Source organism: Campylobacter concisus (assembly GCF_015679985.1).
Taxonomy (GTDB): Bacteria; Campylobacterota; Campylobacteria; order Campylobacterales; family Campylobacteraceae; genus Campylobacter_A; species Campylobacter_A concisus_AC.
Map to the genome: position 1 here is coordinate 1350285 of NZ_CP049239.1, position 19536 is coordinate 1369820.

Consider the following 19536-nt stretch of genomic DNA (forward strand, 5'->3'; position numbering starts at 1 on the left):
TTTTACTCCTTGATAATTGCTTTTTTATGTGTATTTTGCGAGATAAGCTCGATCTCATCGTCTATTTTTAAATCCCTAAAATCAACTCTCTTGCCGTCTTTTCTAACCTCGATAAGCCTTTTTGTACTCTCAAAAAAGAGCTCCCTCATCTCATAAGCCTTCTCTAGTGAGTTAAATGCTGAGCCAAGGACTAAAATTTTTCTTTGCACGGCGTTTGTTAGGGCATTTTGCTTGTTTGTCACCTCGCTAAATTTTAGCTCGATCCTAGCTTTTAGAGCATTTGATGAAAATTTAGAAAGAAGAACATTTAGCAAATTTTGCTTTTTGGTGATCTTTAAGCTTAAAGCGCTATCAAGATCATCGCTGAGCCTGTCAAGATACTGAAAAAATGCCTCTTCATCAGGCAGCAGATCAAGCATAGCTGCACTTGGCGTAAGCGATCTGCGGTCTGCTACAAAGTCGCTTATAACGTAGTCGATCTCGTGTCCGATAGCGCTTATGACTGGCGTCTTTGTAGCGTAAATTTCACGAGCTAAGCCCTCGTCGTTAAAGCACCAAAGATCCTCTTTGCTGCCACCTCCTCTAGCTAAAACAATCACATCTACGCCGTATTTATCGGCTCTGCGCAAGGCTTTTATAAGCGAGCTTGGGGCATTTTCACCTTGAGTTAAAGCATCAAAAATATAAATTTCGCTTAATTTCCAACGGCTCGTCACGACCTTTAACATATCCTGAAGCGCCGCCGAAGTAGCGCTTGTGACAAGGGCTATTTTTTTAGGTAAATTTGGTATCTCTTTTTTTGCAGCAATGTCAAAAAGCCCCTCATTTTCGAGCTTTTCTTTAAGCTGCCTAAACGCAAGCTCAAGCTCGCCCTCACCATCAGGCAGCATCGCACTTGCCACTAGCTGATAGGACCCACTTGGCGAGTAAATAGTCACTTTGCCATAAATTTTTACTTTTAACCCATCTTTTGGCAGGAATTTCACTTTTTGGTTGTTCATGCGATACATCACAGCTGAGATGCTTGACTTCTCATCCTTTAGCGTGAAGTACCAGTGTCCAGAGGCGTGCTTAGTAAGGCGCGAAATTTCGCCACTTACCTCGACATAGTCAAGTGTGGCTTCAAGCAGTGCCTTTGCTTTTTCGTTTAGCTCAGAAACACTAAGCATTGATTTCTCTTACCTTTTTAGCGATAAATAGCGTCGAGATATCCATACTAAAGCCCTTGCAAAGCTCTATCTCAAAACCAGCTTCGACTAGCTCATCACAAAAGCTCTTAGCATCCAAGAAATTTTCGATCGAGCTTGGCAGATATTCGTATGCCTCTTTGTTTTTTGAGATAAAGCCACCAATTTTTGGCAAAATTTTACTTAGGTAAAAATCTCTTAGCGAGGTTATAAGGCCTTTTTTCTGGCGTTTTGTAAATTCAAGTACGACTACGTAGCCATTTAGAGCAAGCACTCTGTTAAACTCCCTAAGCGCTGCCTTTCGCTCGACCACATTTCTAATGCCATAGCTTATGCTTAAAATTTGAGCCTCTCTGCTTGCAAGCGTAGTGTTGTCAGCGTAGGCCTCTATAAATTGAAAATTTGGAAATTTTGTCTTCGCCTCTTTTAGCATACCACTTGAGGGATCGATACCAGTAAGGCTTTTTATCTGCACGCCAAATTCTTTTGAAATTTCACTCCAAAGCCCCATCATATCGCCAGTACCGCAAGCTACATCTACGATATTTATGCTTTTATTTTTAAAAATTTCTAGCATATATCTGCAGGCAAATTTCCTCCAACTCACGTCCACACCAAGACTTAGCACTCTGTTTGCGACGTCATAAGTCGGAGCGATCTGGTTAAACATATCAACGATTTTTTCTTGTTTTTGCATAAATTTGCCCTTTTATATGTAGTAAATTTTTAAATTTCTTGAAATTTTACGAGTTGCTTTTATAAATTTAAGACGCTTTTTTAGTATCTCTTCTCTACTTTTATAAATTTGCTTGTAAATTTTACTCTCGAGCCTCTCTTTGTCTGACATTTCTGGAAGCCTTTTAAGGATGCCAAGCCAGACGTCATAGTCTTGAAGATTACCAAAAATTTCTTGCATCTGCTTTAGCTTCTCTTCATACTTTTTAAGCCCTTCAAAATAAAAAATTTCACATAAAAACTCATATGTATATCTCATCTTTTTAAGCTCTATCCTAAGATCATGAAAGCTCTCATTTGGGCAGTCTTGATTAAGGCTTTTTAGCCTTTTTTGAGCTAAAACTAAGAGCATTCTGAGCTTAAATGAACCAAGGCGCGAAAGGCTTACATCAAAGAGTTTTGACTTATAAAATTCACCCTCATTTAAAAATATCTCCCACTCTTTTAAAAATGCGTAGTTTTCTTCATCGCCAAGGTAGCTTTTTACATTTTCATACTCTAAATCTAGAGCCTTTTGCACAAAATAGATAGGCTCATTTGCGTGCTTTTGCTCGTTTAAAAAGCTCAAAAATACATCCAAATCTCGCTTCTTGTTTGTCGAGTTTGCAAGCATTTTAAAATTCTCACCAAAAAAAAGTGTCACTTTCTCATCAAAAACGCCGTTAAAAATTTTAAGGATCGATCTAACCTTTCTTAAATTTATGCGAAGCTCATGCAAAACTTCTTCATCTTTATCTATCAAATACTGGCTTTTTAGCCTTTTTATTACTTTAAAAATACTAACAAAAAGGACTCTTAGCGCCTCTCCGCTTTTTAGATTTGCAGCAAAATTTGGCAGAATTTCTTTTTCTTTTATGATCTTATAGGCTCTTTTGTAGTCGATTTGTTCATTTTCATTTGCGTGGATGGCAAGAAATTTGTTCTTATATCTTTTGTCACAAGTTACGTCACTTAGGCAAAAATTTTCTAAAAATGGTGGCAGATTGAAAAAGACAGCCTCATTTTCATCGCTAAATTCGATTTCAAATGTACAAAGTCCATTTAGTTCATTTTTAAAAATATCGATATTGCAAGGATTGTTATTTAGTTTAAAAATATATCTATCTTTTAAGATGACGCTACCGATGCGGTTTTTAAGAGCCTTTTTAAACTCCACCTTTTCGCAAAATTCTTCATTTTCTTCTCTGATTAGATCTTTACCGATCTTTACAGTTTTTATAAATTTATCCTCTTCACTTCGAAAGCGGATCTCTTCATTTTGCGTTATCTTGGTATAAAACTGAGAAATTTCAAGATGCTTAAAGACTACTCCAGCTTCTTTTAAAAAATCTAGAATTTGAGAATTTTTGAGTAAAAATTTACGCTCTATCTCCAAACTCACATTTTTCTCCAAAATTTTTTGTTCATTTTAGCAAGTTAGTGCTTAAAACAATGAGAAAAATGCTAAATATAGGCTTATTTTAAAAGTATTTTTACAAGAAGAAAGATGAAATTTATGTTGCTAAATAGCAACATAAATTTTATTTACAGTGTTTACAGCTTTTTACGCTAGCTACGATATTTAGACGTTCTATTATATTTCCAATCTTCTTTTCTAGTGCCTCTTGATATTTGCCAAGCTCAGCATCATCGTAGCTCACGTCCTCGACGCTTCCACAGCTTTCACAGACAACATGAATATGTGGATATTCGTAGATATCGTATCTAGCTTTTTGATTGACGATATTTACTTCGACTACAAGACCTTCGTCTTTTAAAGTATTTAAATTTTTATAAACTGTCGCAAGAGAAACCGATGGACTCTCCTTTAAAATTTCATCATAAAGCTCATCAATCGTTGGATGCGTGTGGCGATCAAGAATTCTTAAAACGCTAAGGCGTTGTGGCGTGACTTTTAGCCCAGATTGCTTTAATAATGATACGTATTGCATAATGCTTTTCCTTGTTTTTATTTTGGCTTATGCTAGCAAAAATAATATTAAACGTTACTTTATTAAATGATATTAATTATTCTCTAGTAAATTTTTGGTGATCTGCTCGGCACTTATACCAAGGTACTTTTCGACCTCAGTAGTTGAACCATGAGGGATAAATTTATCTTCATACTCAAAACTAATGACACTTATATTTGATATTTTGTTTTCTTGTAAAAATGCACTTATTATCTCACCAACGCCACCTTTTTTGGCACTATCACTAAAGATATACCACTTTTTAGTGCGTTTTGCAAGACCTAGTAAAAGCTCGCTATCAAGTGGTTTTGCAAAGACAAGGTCAACTAATACCACATCAAGCTTGTCAGCTAGTAAATTTCTGACCAAATTTGCTCTGCCAACGCCGTTACCATAGCCTAAAAATGCGATATCACTCTTTACATCAGCTAAAATTTCACCCTTGCCAAACTCAAGCGGCTGAGCTTCAAACTCATCTCTTAAGATAAACGCTCCGCGCGGATATCTAAATGCGCTAACACCCTTGTAAGAGTAGGCAAATTCCATAACATTTTTCATACTCTCTTCGCATCTTGGGGCAAAAAGAACCATATTTGGCACAGCGTTTAAAAAGCTTATATCAAACGCACCCTGATGCGTTTCGCCATCTTCGCCCACAATGCCAGCCCTATCCATCGCAAATGTGATGTTTAAATTTAAAATAGAAGCGTCGTGAATGATCTGATCATAGGCTCTTTGCATGAATGTCGAGTATATTGCAACAAATGGTTTAAACCCCTCTTTTGCCATGGCTGACATCGATGTAACTGCATGTTGCTCAGCTATCGCCACGTCCCAAAAACGATCTGGAAATTCTTGTATCAAGGCATCCATACCAGTACCTGTTGGCATCGCAGCCGTCACACCAACGATATCGCTATACTCTCTTGCCATTTTTAAAAGCTGTTCACTAAAGATTGCAGTGGCTGACTTGTTTGACTGTCTTTTTATAAATTCGCCACTTTTTAGATCAAATGGCCCAACTCCGTGCCAATTCTCATAGCACCCCTCAGCAAATTCATATCCTTTGCCCTTTAGCGTCTGTACATGCACTATGACTGGTTTTTTCATATTTTTGGCAGTTTCAAATGTACTAAGAAGCGCTGAAAGGTCATGTCCATCAACTGGGCCTATATACTCGAGTCCAAGCTCTTCGAAAAACATGCCAGGAGTGATGAGTCTAATGCCCTCTTCGATACGTCTAGCCATGTATGCAGCTGAATCTGGCATATAGCTTAGAAATTTCTCAACCCTGCCCTTAAATTTTTGATAAAACTGTCCTGCCATCATCTGGCTTAGGTACTTGCTAAGCGCGCCTATAGGCTTGCTTATACTCATCTCGTTGTCGTTTAGGATGATGACGCAAGGATATTTTCTGTCTCCCAGCTCATTTAGCGCCTCGTACGCCATTCCGCCACTTAGTGAGCCATCACCTATGACAGTTACTGGGATACGATCTTCGTTTTTAAGTTTTATCGCCTTTGCAGCACCAACTGCAAGCGAAATGGATGTCGAGCTATGACCTGCCACAAAGTAGTCAAATTTACTCTCGCTTGGCTTTGTATAGCCACTGATGCCGTTAAATTTTCTAAGCGTATCAAAGCTCTCCCAGCGTCCAGTCAGCAGCTTATGTGCATAGCTTTGGTGGCTCACATCAAAAATAAATGGATCTTTTGTCACATCAAAAATTTTATGCATCGCCACAATGATCTCAACTGCACCGATGTTTGAGCTAAGGTGACCGCCATTTTTGCTAACAGTAGCTAAAATTTTATCCCTGATGTCATGACAAAGTGCGTTTAGTTCATCAACATCTAAACTTTTAACGTCTTTATTCATTATTTACCAGCATTTTTAGTTTTTCTAGCCTTGTTTGCATAGTTGCATCGATATTGCCACCATCACTTATAATAACCACACCGCCTTTGCTTATAGCATCATCAGCGCTTATCTTGACGTGTTCATTCTTGATAAATTGCTCTTTTAGATACTCACTATCTTCAGGATTTACGCGAATTTCTATATTTTTAACATTACTTAGCTCTTTTATAAGAGAGCTTGCTAGATGATGAGCGATCTGATTTGAAGAGGTTGAAATTTCTTTATCGATTACTTCTTTTGCGATTTTTATAGCAGTTTGTCCGAGCTCTTCTTCGATCTTCTTTAAAAACTCATCAAATTTAATATATTGCTCTTCAAGTTTTGCAGCTGAAGTGCTAAATCTAGCCTCTAACTCATTTATCCTTGCTTCATTTGCCGCATTTGCTTGGGCGATACCTTCATTTTTGCCATCCTCTTTTGCACGAGTGATCTCAGCTTCAAGACGCTTTGCAAATTCGCTCTCTTGATTTTCTATTTGCATTTGAAGTTTGATGATGTTGCTGCTTAGCTCATCTGTTTTTTTAAGCAGTTCTTCGACAAAGCTCGACTCACCTGTTTGCTGTATTTGTGGACTTTGAGCCTGAGAAGCAAAGTGGTTTTGTGAGTTTGTCTGCGTTTGGTGGCTAGCTTGAGGAGCAAAATTTTCACCCTTTTGCCCAAAATTTTGCTCGCTTAGCTCTTCACTAAGATTATTTTCTTCTATCAATACAGGAGCACTATCTGTGGCTCGCTCTCCGACTCCAAGTACTTTAAATCTGTAATTTTCTATAAAGTGAGCCGGAGAAGTCTCACTGGTTATTACGCTGCTTTTCATTCTATCATCTCATCTGCTTCGCCGACTTGGAACACACCTTGATCAGCTAGAGTTTGTACCGTCTCTACTATGCGTCTTTGAGCCTCTTCAACATCTTTTACACGCACCGCGCCAAGATATTGCATCTCCTCTTTAAAGGCTTCTGCTGCACGCTGAGACATATTTGATAAAAATTTATCCTTTATGCCATCGCTTGAGCCTTTAAATGCGACCATAAGGTCTTTTTTATCGACATTTTTAAGAATTTCTCTAATCGCAGTTGCGTTAAGGTTGATAATATCTTCAAAGGTAAACATAAGCTCTTTAATCGTTGTTGCAAGCTTATCATCGCTTTGCTCAATACGCTCAATCGTGCTTTTACTAGCTTTTTGCCCAAGTCTATTAAGCACTTCTGCCACAGCTCTTGGACCGCCAACTTCGACTTTATAAGATGTAAGACTTTCGAGTTTACCCTCAAGTACGGTTGAAACACGCTTAATTACCGATGGGCTAATATCACCAAGATTTGCCATTCTAATAACGACTTCGCTTCTTAGCTCATCTGAGAAAAAGCTAAGCGTTTCAGCAGCACTTGTTGAGTCCATGTGAGCTAGTATTAGCGCTATGGTTTGAGGGTGCTCTTTTATGATAAAGTCTGCGAGTTGCTGTGGTTTTATCTTATCAAGATAGCCAAAGCTTTTTGAGTTTTCCATGCTTTTTGCAAGCTTGTCTAAAATTTTCTGAGCTGCCTCTGGACCAAATGTGCGGTACAAAATTTCTTTTGCGTACTCTAAACCGCCACTTCTCATATATTGATTTGACTGCATTAGCGCGTAAAATTCTTCTAGTACGGCACTTGCGACTTGTTTGTCTATGTTTTTTGCGGTTGCGATATAGCCTGAAATTTCAGTGATGACATCAACATCCATGTGAGAAAATATAAGAGCAGTTGCCTCTTCGCCAAGCTGAATCAGCAAAATAGCAATCTTTTCAGGCATCGATAGATCATCATAAATCATTTTTTGCTTGTCATTTAGCTTTATTGACATCAAATTTCCTTACGCATATTAAAGTCGCTGTCATTTTTTACCATATCTTGAAGCAGCATTGCTATCTCTTCATTTCTTTCTGTGATGACCGCTCTCATTTTCTCAAGTAAAACATCGTATTTTAGTTCATCTTCATTAAACTCGCCACTAAGTCCTAGTTGCTCTTCGACCTTTTTGCGAGCAGCTTTAAATTTCTCAAGCGTATCTTCGGCATCTACCTCAATATCTTCAAGACCATCTTGAACTTGCTCCTCTTCTTCTTTTGTCTCTTCAAGCATCTTTTGCATAAATGGCACAATGACTTTTTTGTAGAAAATATAAAGCAACAATGCTGCAAAAATATATTTTAACAGCGGCATAAATGGCACTACATAGTTATTCACAAAGCCATCCATCTTTTCGCTAGTGCTTATATCTTTGCCAGTTTTAAACTCAAAGTTATCTAAGCTTACTTCATCGCCTCTATTTTGGTTATAGCCGATTGATTGTTTGATTAAATTTGTGATTGATTCTCTTTGCTCTTTAGAAAGTGGAGTAAATTCTATCTCACCAGTTGGCTTGCCGTTGCTATCTTTTTTACTTTGATAGAGTCCGTCTATAACGACGGCTGCACTCACTCTATTTATGCTAGCAAATTGCCCTTTGATGCTTGTTACTTTCTTTGAAATTTCGTAGTTTGTCTGCTGTGAGCTTTTGTTGTACTGCTCTTTTAAAGTGCTATCATCAAGGCCTTGAACAGGGCCAATGTTGCTAACCGCACCTGGTACGCCGCCCACTTCATTTGGAGCTGAGCCTTGGCGTTTTTCCTCGATATTACTTTCACTTCTAACGACGTTATTTGGGTCATAAACTTCACTTTTTGTATCTTTTTTGTCAAAGTCAAAGTCGATATTTACCTTTGCTACTACTTTGTCAGCTCCACCCACGATAGGAGCTAACACATTTACGATCTTTTGCTCGTAATTATTTTCAAACTCACGTTTATAGCGTATCTGTTGAGCTATAGCGTCACTATCAAACTCACCATCTTCATCGCCAAGTGCGACTCCGTCTTGATTTACTATTTTTACATTTTCCGTGCTTAAGTTTGTAACAGAGGCAGCGACAAGGTTTTTAATACCAAAAATTTGCTTCGCATTTAGACTAACGCCTGGCTTTAACTCAACGACAATAGAAGCAGTTGGGAGTGCTTGTCTTTCAGTAAAAACGCTCTCTTTAGGAATAGCGATACGAACAGTCGCTTTTTGGATAGAAGAAAGACTCTCGATCGTTCTAGCTAGCTCGCCCTCAAGCGCTCTTTGAAATTTTACTCTCTGCTCGGCATCAGTCGCACCAAATTCTTGCTTATCAAAAATTTCAAAACCGATTTTGCTCTCTTTTGGTATTCCAAGCGTTGCAACAGCGATACGCTCTTTATAGACATCACTCGTTGGCACAAGAATAGTGCCTTCGTTAGCTAATTTATATTTAATGCCATCTTTGTTTAGCTGATCAAGTATTAAGGCGGAATCATTTGGGCTAATGTTTTCAAAAAGGACGCTGTAGCCTGCAAAATTTTCATTTTTGCTTTTATAAAGTGTTAAAAATACCAAAAATGCCACGACCAAGACGATCGAGCTAGCTGCAACGATTTTTTGCTTCAATGAAAGCTTTTGATAAATTTGACTTATTTGATGAAGTAATGCCTTAAAATCCATATCCCTACTTTAAAATTTGCTTTAACTCTTCAAAAACCCTATCGTTTTGCCATGCCTGACCTATGGTGATTCTCACCGCATTTAAGGCGTAGCTTTTTAAATCTCGTAAAATTATACCTTTTTTTAGCATCTTTTCGCATATCTGGCTTGATTTTGGCTCGTTAAATTTAAAAGTTATGAAATTTGTATAGCTTGGGATAAACTCAATGCCATTTTGCTCTGCAAATTCCTCATATCTCTTCATCTGCTCGAAGTTATTTTGCATGGTTTGCTGCACAAACTCATCATCACCAAGTGCCACGATCGCAGCTCTTAGGCTTGGAGTTGTGATATTAAATGGGGCTCTTAGTTTTGAGAGAGTGCCTATGATCTCTTCATTTGCCACGCCGTATCCCACGCGCATACCACCAAGTGCATAAGCCTTTGAAAATGTTCCAAGATATATGGCATTTTTAAATTTTACCACCTCGCTTGGCTTTATCTCTTTTTTACTATCTTTAAATTTAGCAAATTCGTTGTAAGCACAATCAAGCACCACAAGCGTGTTTTCATCAATGTTTTTTATAAATTTATAGACCTCATCGGCATCGATGCACTCGCCCAAAGGATTGTTTGGCAAGCAAAGAAAGATGACAGAAATTTCATCTTTATGTGCATTATAAATTTCTAAAAACTCGCTCAAATTATGCTCTACGCTCTTTGTGCGGTAAATTTTAGCTCCAGTTTGCTTTGCATAAATTTCATACATCGCAAATGTCACGCCAGCCATCAAAACGCCACTTTGCTTATTCGCCTTTGCGTGAAGTGCGTATTCTATGATCTGGTCACTTCCAGAGCCAATGATTAAATTTTTGCTAGTTACGCCAAATTTCTTAGCCAGCCCTTCTTTTAGCTCAAAGTAGCTATCGTCTGGATAGAGATGCGCTTTTTTAGCAACCTCTTTTAGTGCCTCTTCTACGCGTTTGCTCGTGCCAAAAGGATTTTCATTGCTCGCTAGCTTTATCACATCTTTTGCATCGATGCCAAACTCTCTAACTACAAGCTCAATCGGCTTTCCAGCCTCGTAATTTACTAGATCATCTAAAAAATCATTAAACTTCATTACTCTTCTCCGTTTAAATAACTCCCTAACCAGCTTATCTCAGCACCGCTCTCTTTTGCGAGTTCAAAGGCATTTTGTACCTTCTCATCGTCGATATGCCCTTCAAAATCAAGATAAAACATTGACTTAAATTCGCGCTGTTTTATAGGGCGTGACTCAAGTTTTGTGATATTAATATTTTCATTTTTAAAGATAGAAAGCAGATCAGCAAGGCGTCCTGGACTATGATCAGTCTTTGCAAGGATCGAAGTTTTCGAGTTTTCAACTCTTGCGTTTTTAAAATCGCTTAAAATCAAAAATCTCGTTCTATTTGCCATATTGTCTTCAATCGTCTCATAAACGATCGGTACGTTATAAATTTTTGCTGCAATCTTTGAGCAAATGGCAGCTGAATTTCTATCCATCGATGCCATATATGCAGCTGCTGCGGTTGATTTTGCTGGAACAAATTCAATTTCATTTAGCATATGATCTTCTAAAAATTTACGACATTGATTATACCCTTGCGGATGTGAATAAATTCGCTTTATCTCTTTTAAATTTTCATTTATGCTAACAAAGCTATGGTGGATATCCACATAAAGTTCAGCAACTATTTTTATACCACTAAATTTACTCAAACAATCAAGCGTAGCGCCAACAGCGCCTTCGGTATTATTTTCAATAGGCACAACGCCGTATTTTGCCTCTTTTTGAGCTAGCTTTGTAAAAACCGCCTCAATGGTCGCAAGTGGCAAATATGAACTCATCGCACCAAATCTACTCTGAGCCGCCTGATGCGTGTAAGTGCCTTCAGGCCCTAGATATACGATCTTTTGAGGCATTTCTAAATTTCTACTTACAGCAAAAATTTCAAGATAAATGGCTTCGATAGCAGCTTTATTTAAGGCTTTGTCTTTGCTAAGACTAGTTAAGCGGTTTATGATAGCTCGCTCGCGCTCAGGACGATATATAGGCGTCCCACTAGTTTGTTTTAGCTTGCCGATTTGCTCAACTAAAATCATCCTTTCATTTAGTTTATTTAAGATGAGATCATCGATCGCATCGATCTCTTTTCTAAGCTCATTTAGCTCTTGCATCAGCGCTCTCCAAAAATTCTCTCTCAAGTGCCACGACATCTTCAAAGCTCTCACGTCTTCTTATAAGTCTGTCTTTGCCATCAAGCACGCAAACTTCAGCGGCTCTGTTTCTTGTGTTGTAGTTTGAGCTCATGCTAAAACCATAAGCTCCAGCACCTTTTACAACGATAATATCGCCACTATCACACTCTGGCAACTCTATATCTTTTGCTAAAAAATCGCCACTTTCACAAACTGGACCAACCACATCGCAAACACCTAAATTTTTATCCTTGCCACAAACAAAAATTTCATGATGAGCACCATAAAGGCTTGGTCTAATAAGATCATTCATCGCGCCATCAGTGATGACAAATCTCTTTTTGCCGTTAAATTTTTCATATAAAACGCTTGCAACAAAGTAGCCAGCATTACCTACGATAAAGCGTCCTGGCTCGCATACGATAGTCACGTCTTGGCCTTTTAGTGCAGCTAAAATTCCTTGAGCATAGTCGTATAAATTTATCTCTTTTTCATCGTTATAAATGATGCCAAGTCCGCCGCCAACGTCAAAAAATTTGATATCAATCTCAAGCGCTCTTAGCTCTCTTAAAAGCTCACTAACGATATTTGCAGCATCGATTATCGGGCTAAGTGATGTTAGCTGAGAACCGATGTGAAAATGTATGCCAGTTGGCTCAAGAGAGTCTGAAGCTTTAGCGTGGATGTACATTCTTTTGGCTATTTCAGCATCAACGCCAAATTTATTTTCATTTAGCCCTGTCGAGATATATGGGTGAGTTTTTGCATCAACACCTGGATTTACTCTAATGCTAATTCTTGCCTTTAAGTTTAGCCCTTTTGCGATCTCCTCAAGCCTTAAAAGTTCAGCAAAACTCTCAACATTTATGAGTAAAATTTCATTTTTTAAAGCCTCTTTTAACTCTTCATCGCTCTTGCCAACACCGCTAAAAATGATCTGATATCTCTTTGCGCCTGCTAAAAGTGCTCTTTTTACTTCGCCAATGCTAACACAATCAAATCCAGCTCCAAGGTCGGCTAGAAATTTTAAAACACTTAGATTTGAGTTTGCTTTCACCGCATAACAAATGAGAGATTTTCTAGCAAAAAATGCATTCTTTAGTGCTTCATAGCGGTTTTTTATGTGGTTAAAATCATAAATGTAAAGTGGGGTTTTGTATCTACGTGCAAGCTCTTTAAAATCCATAAAATAGCCTTTATTAAAATGGCTTGATTTTACAAAAAGCTTGCCAAAATTTGGCTTAACGATGCGATTTTATGAGATAAATGGCGTATGCAAAAAGTAAAATGACCGGTAAAACTATACCAATCTCTGGCAAGATTACAGAAGTTTGTGCAAATTTTGCAAGAATAAAGAGAAGCCCCCAAACGACAAGAGTTATCACAACAAAGATAAAAGTCGAAAGTGCAAGATTAAAAAATCTACCAGTTACAGGCAAATGATAGTAAAAAATGAGTAACAAAAATGGTGCAAAAAATGGTGCAATAGCAAGGTTGTAAAAAGCTGTTTTTGCGCTATCAAGGCCGATACCTTCATTCTTAAATGTCTTTATAAAATTTATCGCATCTGGGATATTAAATTTTGAGTTTTCAACACTAGCAGCGCTTTCAATACTCTTTGGCTTAAAGCCTTTTAATGCATCTAAGCTCTCGCTTTGTATTTTATTAAAACCAGCCTCACCAAGCTCTAAAATTTGAGGCAAAAGAGTTTGATTAACATCTTTTAAAATCCACTCATTGTCTTTAAAATTAGCGTGATTTGCAAATGTAGTTGAGAGTAAATTTGTGCCATTTATCTCAAAAATTCTAACATCATTTGCTATTTGATTCACAGAATTTAGCTCTTTTATGTAGATAAATTTGCCTTCAAATTTTAAAAATGAATCATTTGTGCTTTTTGAGAAGGCCGTATTTTTAGCGATACTTTTTTGATAGTCGTGCGCATAGGCAAATGGAGTAAAATTTAAGCCAACATAAAAAATAGTTACAAAAAGTGCAATAAAAAATGGTGGAAAAATTAAGCTATTTTTACTAATGCCAAGCGCATAAAAACTGATTAGCTCATTTGATCTGACCATATTTACATGTAAAATAATGAGTGAAAAAATGAGCGAAAGTGGCAAAACGTAGCCAATAGCACTAAGCGATGTAAGCCCAATATAAAGGAGCTGAAGGTTTGCAGATGGCGGCAGATCTTTTAAATTTGTAAGTAGGTCAATACCAACATAAAATAGTTCAAGTGCTAAAAATACGATAAGAAAAGATTTTATATAGACCCAGCCAACGTATCTGGCATATAGTTTCATTTGATAAGACCTTTTTTTACCGTAAATTTTTGTGAAATTTCGTTGATGTCGCTCTTTAGCAGCTCGCAAACCGCATTTTTTGTATAGGCTAAAATTTCATCTAAAGCCTTTTTCTCCTCGTCACTAAACTCGCCAAGGACGAAATTTTTAGCATCGCCATCATGTCCGATACCAACGCGCACCCTTTCGTAGTCGTTACCGATTAATCCATCGATTGATTTTATGCCGTTATGCCCGCCGCTACTACCGCCTTTTTTAAATTTAACTGCACCAAAACCAAGATCAAGATCATCGTGTATTACGATTATTCTATCTGGTTTATAAAAGTCTTTTACCGCTTTTACACTTTGTCCTGAGAGGTTCATAAAAGTTGTTGGTTTTAGCAAGATAATGTCATTGAATTTAAAAGCTTCGCCTTGGAATTTGGCTGAGCTAACATCTTTGTAATTTGAGTCTTTTAGGAGATCTATAAGCATAAAGCCTATATTATGTCTAGTTTTTTCATATTTGGAGCCAGGATTTCCCAGCCCCGCTATTAGTGTCACAAAAGCCCTTTTTATTTAGCTTTAATAACTCCAAGTACCGCAACACGGTCAGCGTCTACAATGGTAACGCCTTTAGGAGCTGTGATATCACGAACCAAAATAGTATCGTCGATGTCAAGTTTGCTTACATCAACGTCAAATGAATTTGGTAAATTTTCAGCTGTGCATTTTACGCAAAGACGTCTTTTTGATTGGATCAAAACGCCCTTATTTTTAAGACCGATAGGTGTTCCAACTGGCTTAACTGGAATCATATATTTTGATAAAACGCCTGGAAGTGCTACTTTTAGATCTACGTGTTTAAGATCACTTGTAACAACATCTCTTTGGTAATCAACAATAACGACATTATAAACTTTTCCGCCTACTTTTACATCAAAAGCAAGGCTCTCTTTTTTGCGTGCTTCTTTAATAAAGTCATTTACTTTAAAAGCAGCTGCAACATTCTCTAATCCCTTGCCATAAATGTTGGCGATTAGATAACCATCTCTTCTCAAAGCCTTTGCAGACTTCTTACCGATACTCTCTCTAACGATACCCTCTAACATCGTTTTCCTTTCATAAAAAAATAGGTGCTGATTTTATCTAATGCTTTATAAATTTTAAATAAAGCTTGTTTAAGAATGATCACTTTTGCTGTTTATGTATTAGCTTGGGCTTCTTTGTCTAAAGTGATTTCATAATATCATCAAATGCTGATACAAACTGCTTTAAACCGTCGCTTAATAAATCTTTATAAACGACATTTATATCTATCTCATTATTTTTTATAATCTGGAAAAAGCTTGAGATATTTTCTTTACTAGGCACATTTTTTGCCTCTGCTTTTTCTTTTATAAATTCTTTTATCGTCTCTATTGGTGCTGTATTTATAGAATTTTTATACATTAGCTCTCTAACGTAATAATCCCCTCTTAAACCACCACCTTTTACACCTGTACTTGCAAAAAGTGTTCTTACATTTTCTAGTCCAAAATCTTCAATCAGGTGGTATATATTCGCAGCATTCATTATGCCGATTTGTCCCGTTGGCAAGCTCTTTGCAGCCATAACCTCATCAAGCTTTCTATCAAATCTACTTACAAAAACACTTATCACACCTTTTGGCATAGTAGTATCTATAAAGCGACTTGCATAAGCTTTACTGCCTTCTTTAAAAGCTTCAAGGCAGTTTTTAGCCTGATCTAGTGAAAATATAAGTGTAGCATTTACGCTAATTCCCCTTGCCATAAGCGCGCTCATCGCCTCATAACCATCTTTTGTAGCTGGAATTTTTATCATAACATTTGGCATTGATATTAGATTATGAAGCCTGATACCTTCTTCTATCGTTGCAGCTGTATCGTCGCTTAAATTTGGATCAACCTCAATGCTTACAAAGCCATCATCGCCGTTTGCATAATTTCTTAACATTTTACATGCGGCGGTTTTTATATCTTGAGTAGCTAAAATTTCATAAAGATCTTTTGGATGGCGTTTATTGCTAGTTTCTATGATCTTTTTATAAGCAGGTGAAGCAAACGCTGTTTTAAAAATAGCTGGGTTGCTTGTAGCACCGTTTATAATATTATTTTCCAATAAAGAGTTAAATTCGCTTTGTAAAAAATTTCTCTCTATAAAATCACACCAAAGAGAGAATTTAGCTTCGTTGTCATACATTCATTTCTACCTTATAAATTTTAAAATTTCACGCAAGTCTTTAACATCAACACAATGTGTTGCTTCTTTTTTTAAGATATCTTTTGCACAAAATGCAATGCTAAGGTCGCACTTTCTAAACATCGATATGTCATTGGCCCCGTCCCCAACACACATTATCTCGTCCTTGCCTAAATTTAATAGTCCACACAAGCGGTCGATCATATCTCCCTTTGAACTACTAAACATCATTTCTCCGCCAACTTCACCACTTAAAATTCCATCTTTATGATGCAAGATATTTGCAAAATTTGCATCAAAATTAAGTTTTTTTTGCATTACATCGGTTGCATTGTGAAATCCACCGCTAAAAACCACGACTTTGATACCTTTTTGCTTTAAAGCTTCTATTAGCTCGCCAGCTCCTGGCATTATGGGTAAATTTTTGCAAATTTCATTTACTTTTAAAAGCGGCAATCCTTTTAAAATTTTTACTCTTTTTGTAAGACTTTCAAAAAAATCAAGCTCACCGTTCATCGAACGCTTAGTTATATTAGCTACTTCTTCACTAACATTATTAGCGGCGGCGAGAATATCTATCGTCTCGCCGTCCATTATTGTAGAGTCAAAATCAAAAACACAAAGTTTTATCAAGCTATACCCTAAAAATCACGTTTCAAAAGACTTTCGACCTTTAAGATCGTAAGGATATTTTGGTCGCGCTTTCCGATACCATAAATCATGCCTTTGTCTTTTACTAAAGTCTCTGGTGGCGGATCGATCCTATTACGGTCTATTCTGATGGCCTCCGTCAAGCGGTCTATCACAAAGCCAGCGATATTATCCGCATCTTTCATAACGATATATCTTGTGCTTGGGCTTTGTTTTGTGACATTTAGTGAAAAACGCTTACGCAAATCAATAAGCGGAATAACATTTCCACGTAGGTTAAACACGCCAAGAACGTAATCAGGTACACTAGGAACACGTGTATATTCAATAGGTTTGATTATCTCTTGGATATTTAAAATAGGTATTGCGTACTCTTCCTCGCCGACAACAAATCCTACTAGCTGAACTATATCCTCATTATTTTTTAACTCAGGACCATTCATTTGCTGTTTTTGTTTACTTAAAACTTGATTTAGTTTATTGTTCATCCCTTACCCCTAAGCTAATTTTATATTCTTTCTAACGACATTTTCTAAGTACTCGGCTGAATATGGTTTTGTAATATACTCAGTCATTCCAACTTCTACGCCACGTAATCTATCTGTTTTTGAAGTCCTTGATGTAACAGCAATAAGTGGTAAATTTCTGTACTTAGAGTATTTTCTAATTTCGCCAGCCAGTGTATATCCATCCATTCTTGGCATCTCAATATCTATCAAAATCGCATCAAAGGAGTGCTCTCCGGATTTTACGATATTTAATGCCTCAACACCGTTTGTGGCTTCTATTATTGTTACCCCAGTTGGTTCAAGCGCTTTTTGCATGATAGTTCTATCCATTTTTGAGTCATCGACTATTAAGACTTTATAATCGCTTGGTTTTTCCTTTGCTTTTGTGCTATCTTCTATTTCGGCTCTAATATCTACCTTGATATCTTTTGCCATCTCCATCATAGCACCAACGTCGATAATCAATGTCACACGACCATCACCTCTAATAGTAGCACCAGCAATACCTGGGATATTTTGTAAATAATCGCCCATTGATTTAATAACAATCTCTTCTTGCCCAACCAAAGTATCAACAATAATGCCTAGTTTTGCTTCAGCAACACCGATTATTACAACATAAGTTTGATCTCCACCATCAAATGCCTTTTCAACACCAAACACATCAGAGAGTCTAACAAGAGACAAGACTTCATCTCTTAGCCTTAGTACATTTTTGCCATCGATCGTGTAGATATCATCGATCGGTACACGAACAGTTTCAAGAACACTAGCAAGTGGAATAGCATAAAATTCTTCTTGCGTTCCAACTAGTAGTGACTGAATAATCGCAAGTGTGAGTGGAATTTTAAGCTTCATAACCGTGCCTTTTCCAACTTCACTTTCAATATCAATGATACCGTTTAGTTTTTCGATATTTGTCTTAACGACGTCCATACCAACACCACGACCAGATACATTTGTAACCTTTGCCGCAGTTGAAAATCCTGGTCTAAAGATAAGACCAAATGCCTCTTTTTCACTCATCGCATCAGCTTCGCGCTCAGTGATGATGCCTTTTTCTATAGATTTAGATTTAAGCATGTCAGCATCTAGACCCTTACCATCATCAACTATCTCAACTACGATGTGATTGCCTTCATTGTAGGCTTTTAGCTGAACAAGGCCTTTTTCAGGCTTGCCTGCTGCCTTTCTTGTCTCAGGATCCTCGATACCATGATCGCATGAATTTCTGATGATGTGAACTAGTGGATCGCCGATCTCTTCTACGATTGACTTATCAAGCTCAGTCTCTTCACCTGAAATTTCAAGATCGATTTGCTTGCCAAGATCGCGGCTAAGATCGCGTATCATACGTGGGAATTTATTAAAGACTTTTGCTATTGGAAGCATTCTTGTCTTCATAACGGCAAGCTGAATATCGGTCGTAACTAGACTTAGGCTTGAGACTACTTGATTTAACTCTTCAAGGAATTTCTCACCCTCATATCTCTCTTCCACGTCATCATAAATTTTTAATAAGCGGTTTTTACCAAGAACAAGCTCACCGATTAGATTCATCAAATGATCAAGTCTTTTTACTTCAACGCGTATAGTTTGTTCCTGCGCTACTGCACCGCTGCTTGCTGCTGGGACCTTTTTATCTCCGTCTTTTTCTTTACTCTCTGCTTTTGCAGCTGGAGCTGAAGTACTACTTGCAGCTGGAGCTATCTCGCTAGGAGATTTTGGAGCTATGCCTTTTGAAGCACGCCTTGCTTGATCCTCAGCCTTTCTAACTTTTAAGAGTCTTTCTATCTCTGCTTCGACTTCAGAGTCGCTTAGCTTTGAAAGCTCAGCATCACTTATCTCTGGTGCTTCTTCGGTAGGCGCGGCTGGCTCTGGCTCTGGTGTTGGCTCAGCTACCGGTGTGGCAGGAGCTTCAGGAGCTGCTGCTGGAGCTTCGCCTTCAGAAATTTGAGTAAGTCTTGCGCAAATGTTTTTAATATCAATGCCAGCAGCTGTATCATTTCCATGATCTCTAATGCTGCTTAACAAGCCTTTCATCATGTCAACTGACTCAAGAACTACGTCCATAATGTCTGGAGTGATCTTTAACTCGCCTTTTCTAGCTTTATTTAAAACATCCTCCATATGGTGAGTAAGCTCTGTTAAAACGTCAAAATTTAAAAAGCTTGAACTACCTTTTACTGTGTGAGCAACGCGGAAAATTCTATTTAATAATTCCAAATCTTCAGGGTTTGACTCAAGTTCAACAAGGTCGTGATCTATCTGCTCAATAAGTTCGAAAGCCTCTATTAAAAAGTCTTCCATTATTTCTTTCATATCATCCAT

The 19536-nt window shown here is 37.5% G+C and carries 18 protein-coding genes; all 18 read right to left on the reverse strand.

Features of this window, described 5'->3' with window-relative positions; all coding sequences use genetic code 11:
* Positions 1-2: 2 nt before the first annotated feature.
* On the reverse strand, positions 3-1169 hold the full coding sequence (xseA, locus tag G5B98_RS06815) for an exodeoxyribonuclease VII large subunit (RefSeq protein ID WP_196086451.1): 1167 nt from the start codon (positions 1167-1169) through the stop codon (positions 3-5).
* Positions 1162-1884 (reverse strand): bifunctional demethylmenaquinone methyltransferase/2-methoxy-6-polyprenyl-1,4-benzoquinol methylase UbiE, encoded by a 723-nt coding sequence (gene ubiE / locus G5B98_RS06820; RefSeq protein WP_196086452.1) that lies wholly within the window; start codon positions 1882-1884, stop codon positions 1162-1164. Before ubiE ends, xseA begins: the two co-directional genes overlap by 8 nt.
* 12 nt (positions 1885-1896) lie before the next feature.
* Positions 1897-3303: a CHAD domain-containing protein gene (locus G5B98_RS06825; protein WP_232524565.1), complete on the reverse strand. Its 1407-nt coding sequence runs from the start codon at positions 3301-3303 to the stop codon at positions 1897-1899.
* Between the two features lie 139 nt (positions 3304-3442).
* The gene (locus G5B98_RS06830) at positions 3443-3853 is read right to left on the reverse strand and encodes a Fur family transcriptional regulator (protein WP_054197019.1); all 411 of its coding nucleotides are present in this window, start codon (positions 3851-3853) and stop codon (positions 3443-3445) included.
* 72 nt (positions 3854-3925) lie between these two features.
* Positions 3926-5752, reverse strand: a complete 1827-nt coding sequence (gene dxs / locus G5B98_RS06835; protein WP_196086453.1) for a 1-deoxy-D-xylulose-5-phosphate synthase — start codon at positions 5750-5752, stop codon at positions 3926-3928.
* Positions 5745-6608, reverse strand: coding sequence for a flagellar assembly protein FliH (fliH, locus tag G5B98_RS06840; protein ID WP_196086454.1), 864 nt, complete (start codon positions 6606-6608; stop codon positions 5745-5747). The genes dxs and fliH overlap by 8 nt, the downstream gene beginning before the upstream one ends.
* Complete coding sequence (gene fliG, locus G5B98_RS06845) at positions 6605-7636, reverse strand: flagellar motor switch protein FliG (RefSeq protein ID WP_021091747.1); 1032 nt, start codon at positions 7634-7636, stop codon at positions 6605-6607. The genes fliH and fliG overlap by 4 nt, the downstream gene beginning before the upstream one ends.
* The gene (gene fliF, locus G5B98_RS06850; protein WP_196086455.1) at positions 7636-9333 is read right to left on the reverse strand and encodes a flagellar basal-body MS-ring/collar protein FliF; all 1698 of its coding nucleotides are present in this window, start codon (positions 9331-9333) and stop codon (positions 7636-7638) included. The genes fliG and fliF overlap by 1 nt, the downstream gene beginning before the upstream one ends.
* A gap of 4 nt (positions 9334-9337) precedes the next feature.
* Positions 9338-10435: a histidinol-phosphate transaminase gene (gene hisC, locus G5B98_RS06855; RefSeq protein ID WP_196086456.1), complete on the reverse strand. Its 1098-nt coding sequence runs from the start codon at positions 10433-10435 to the stop codon at positions 9338-9340.
* Positions 10435-11514: a prephenate dehydratase gene (gene pheA, locus G5B98_RS06860; protein WP_196086457.1), complete on the reverse strand. Its 1080-nt coding sequence runs from the start codon at positions 11512-11514 to the stop codon at positions 10435-10437. Before pheA ends, hisC begins: the two co-directional genes overlap by 1 nt.
* A complete protein-coding gene (lysA, locus tag G5B98_RS06865) occupies positions 11498-12721 on the reverse strand; it encodes a diaminopimelate decarboxylase (RefSeq protein WP_196086458.1) in 1224 nt (407 codons plus the stop codon). The genes pheA and lysA overlap by 17 nt, the downstream gene beginning before the upstream one ends.
* A 55-nt stretch (positions 12722-12776) precedes the next feature.
* Positions 12777-13841: an LptF/LptG family permease gene (locus G5B98_RS06870; RefSeq protein WP_196086459.1), complete on the reverse strand. Its 1065-nt coding sequence runs from the start codon at positions 13839-13841 to the stop codon at positions 12777-12779.
* Entirely contained in the window at positions 13838-14386 is a 549-nt protein-coding gene (gene pth, locus G5B98_RS06875) for an aminoacyl-tRNA hydrolase (RefSeq protein WP_196086460.1), read from the reverse strand. Before pth ends, G5B98_RS06870 begins: the two co-directional genes overlap by 4 nt.
* 11 nt (positions 14387-14397) lie before the next feature.
* A complete protein-coding gene (locus G5B98_RS06880; protein WP_021091684.1) occupies positions 14398-14934 on the reverse strand; it encodes a 50S ribosomal protein L25/general stress protein Ctc in 537 nt (178 codons plus the stop codon).
* 118 nt (positions 14935-15052) lie between these two features.
* Complete coding sequence (locus tag G5B98_RS06885) at positions 15053-16045, reverse strand: transaldolase (RefSeq protein ID WP_196086461.1); 993 nt, start codon at positions 16043-16045, stop codon at positions 15053-15055.
* Between the two features lie 6 nt (positions 16046-16051).
* Positions 16052-16678, reverse strand: coding sequence for a phosphoserine phosphatase SerB (serB, locus tag G5B98_RS06890; RefSeq protein ID WP_196086462.1), 627 nt, complete (start codon positions 16676-16678; stop codon positions 16052-16054).
* A gap of 8 nt (positions 16679-16686) precedes the next feature.
* Entirely contained in the window at positions 16687-17184 is a 498-nt protein-coding gene (locus tag G5B98_RS06895; protein ID WP_072594427.1) for a chemotaxis protein CheW, read from the reverse strand.
* Positions 17185-17193: 9 nt separating this feature from the next.
* Positions 17194-19536 carry a hybrid sensor histidine kinase/response regulator gene (locus tag G5B98_RS06900; RefSeq protein WP_196086463.1) on the reverse strand — a complete coding sequence of 781 codons (2343 nt, stop codon included), beginning with the start codon at positions 19534-19536 and terminating at the stop codon, positions 17194-17196.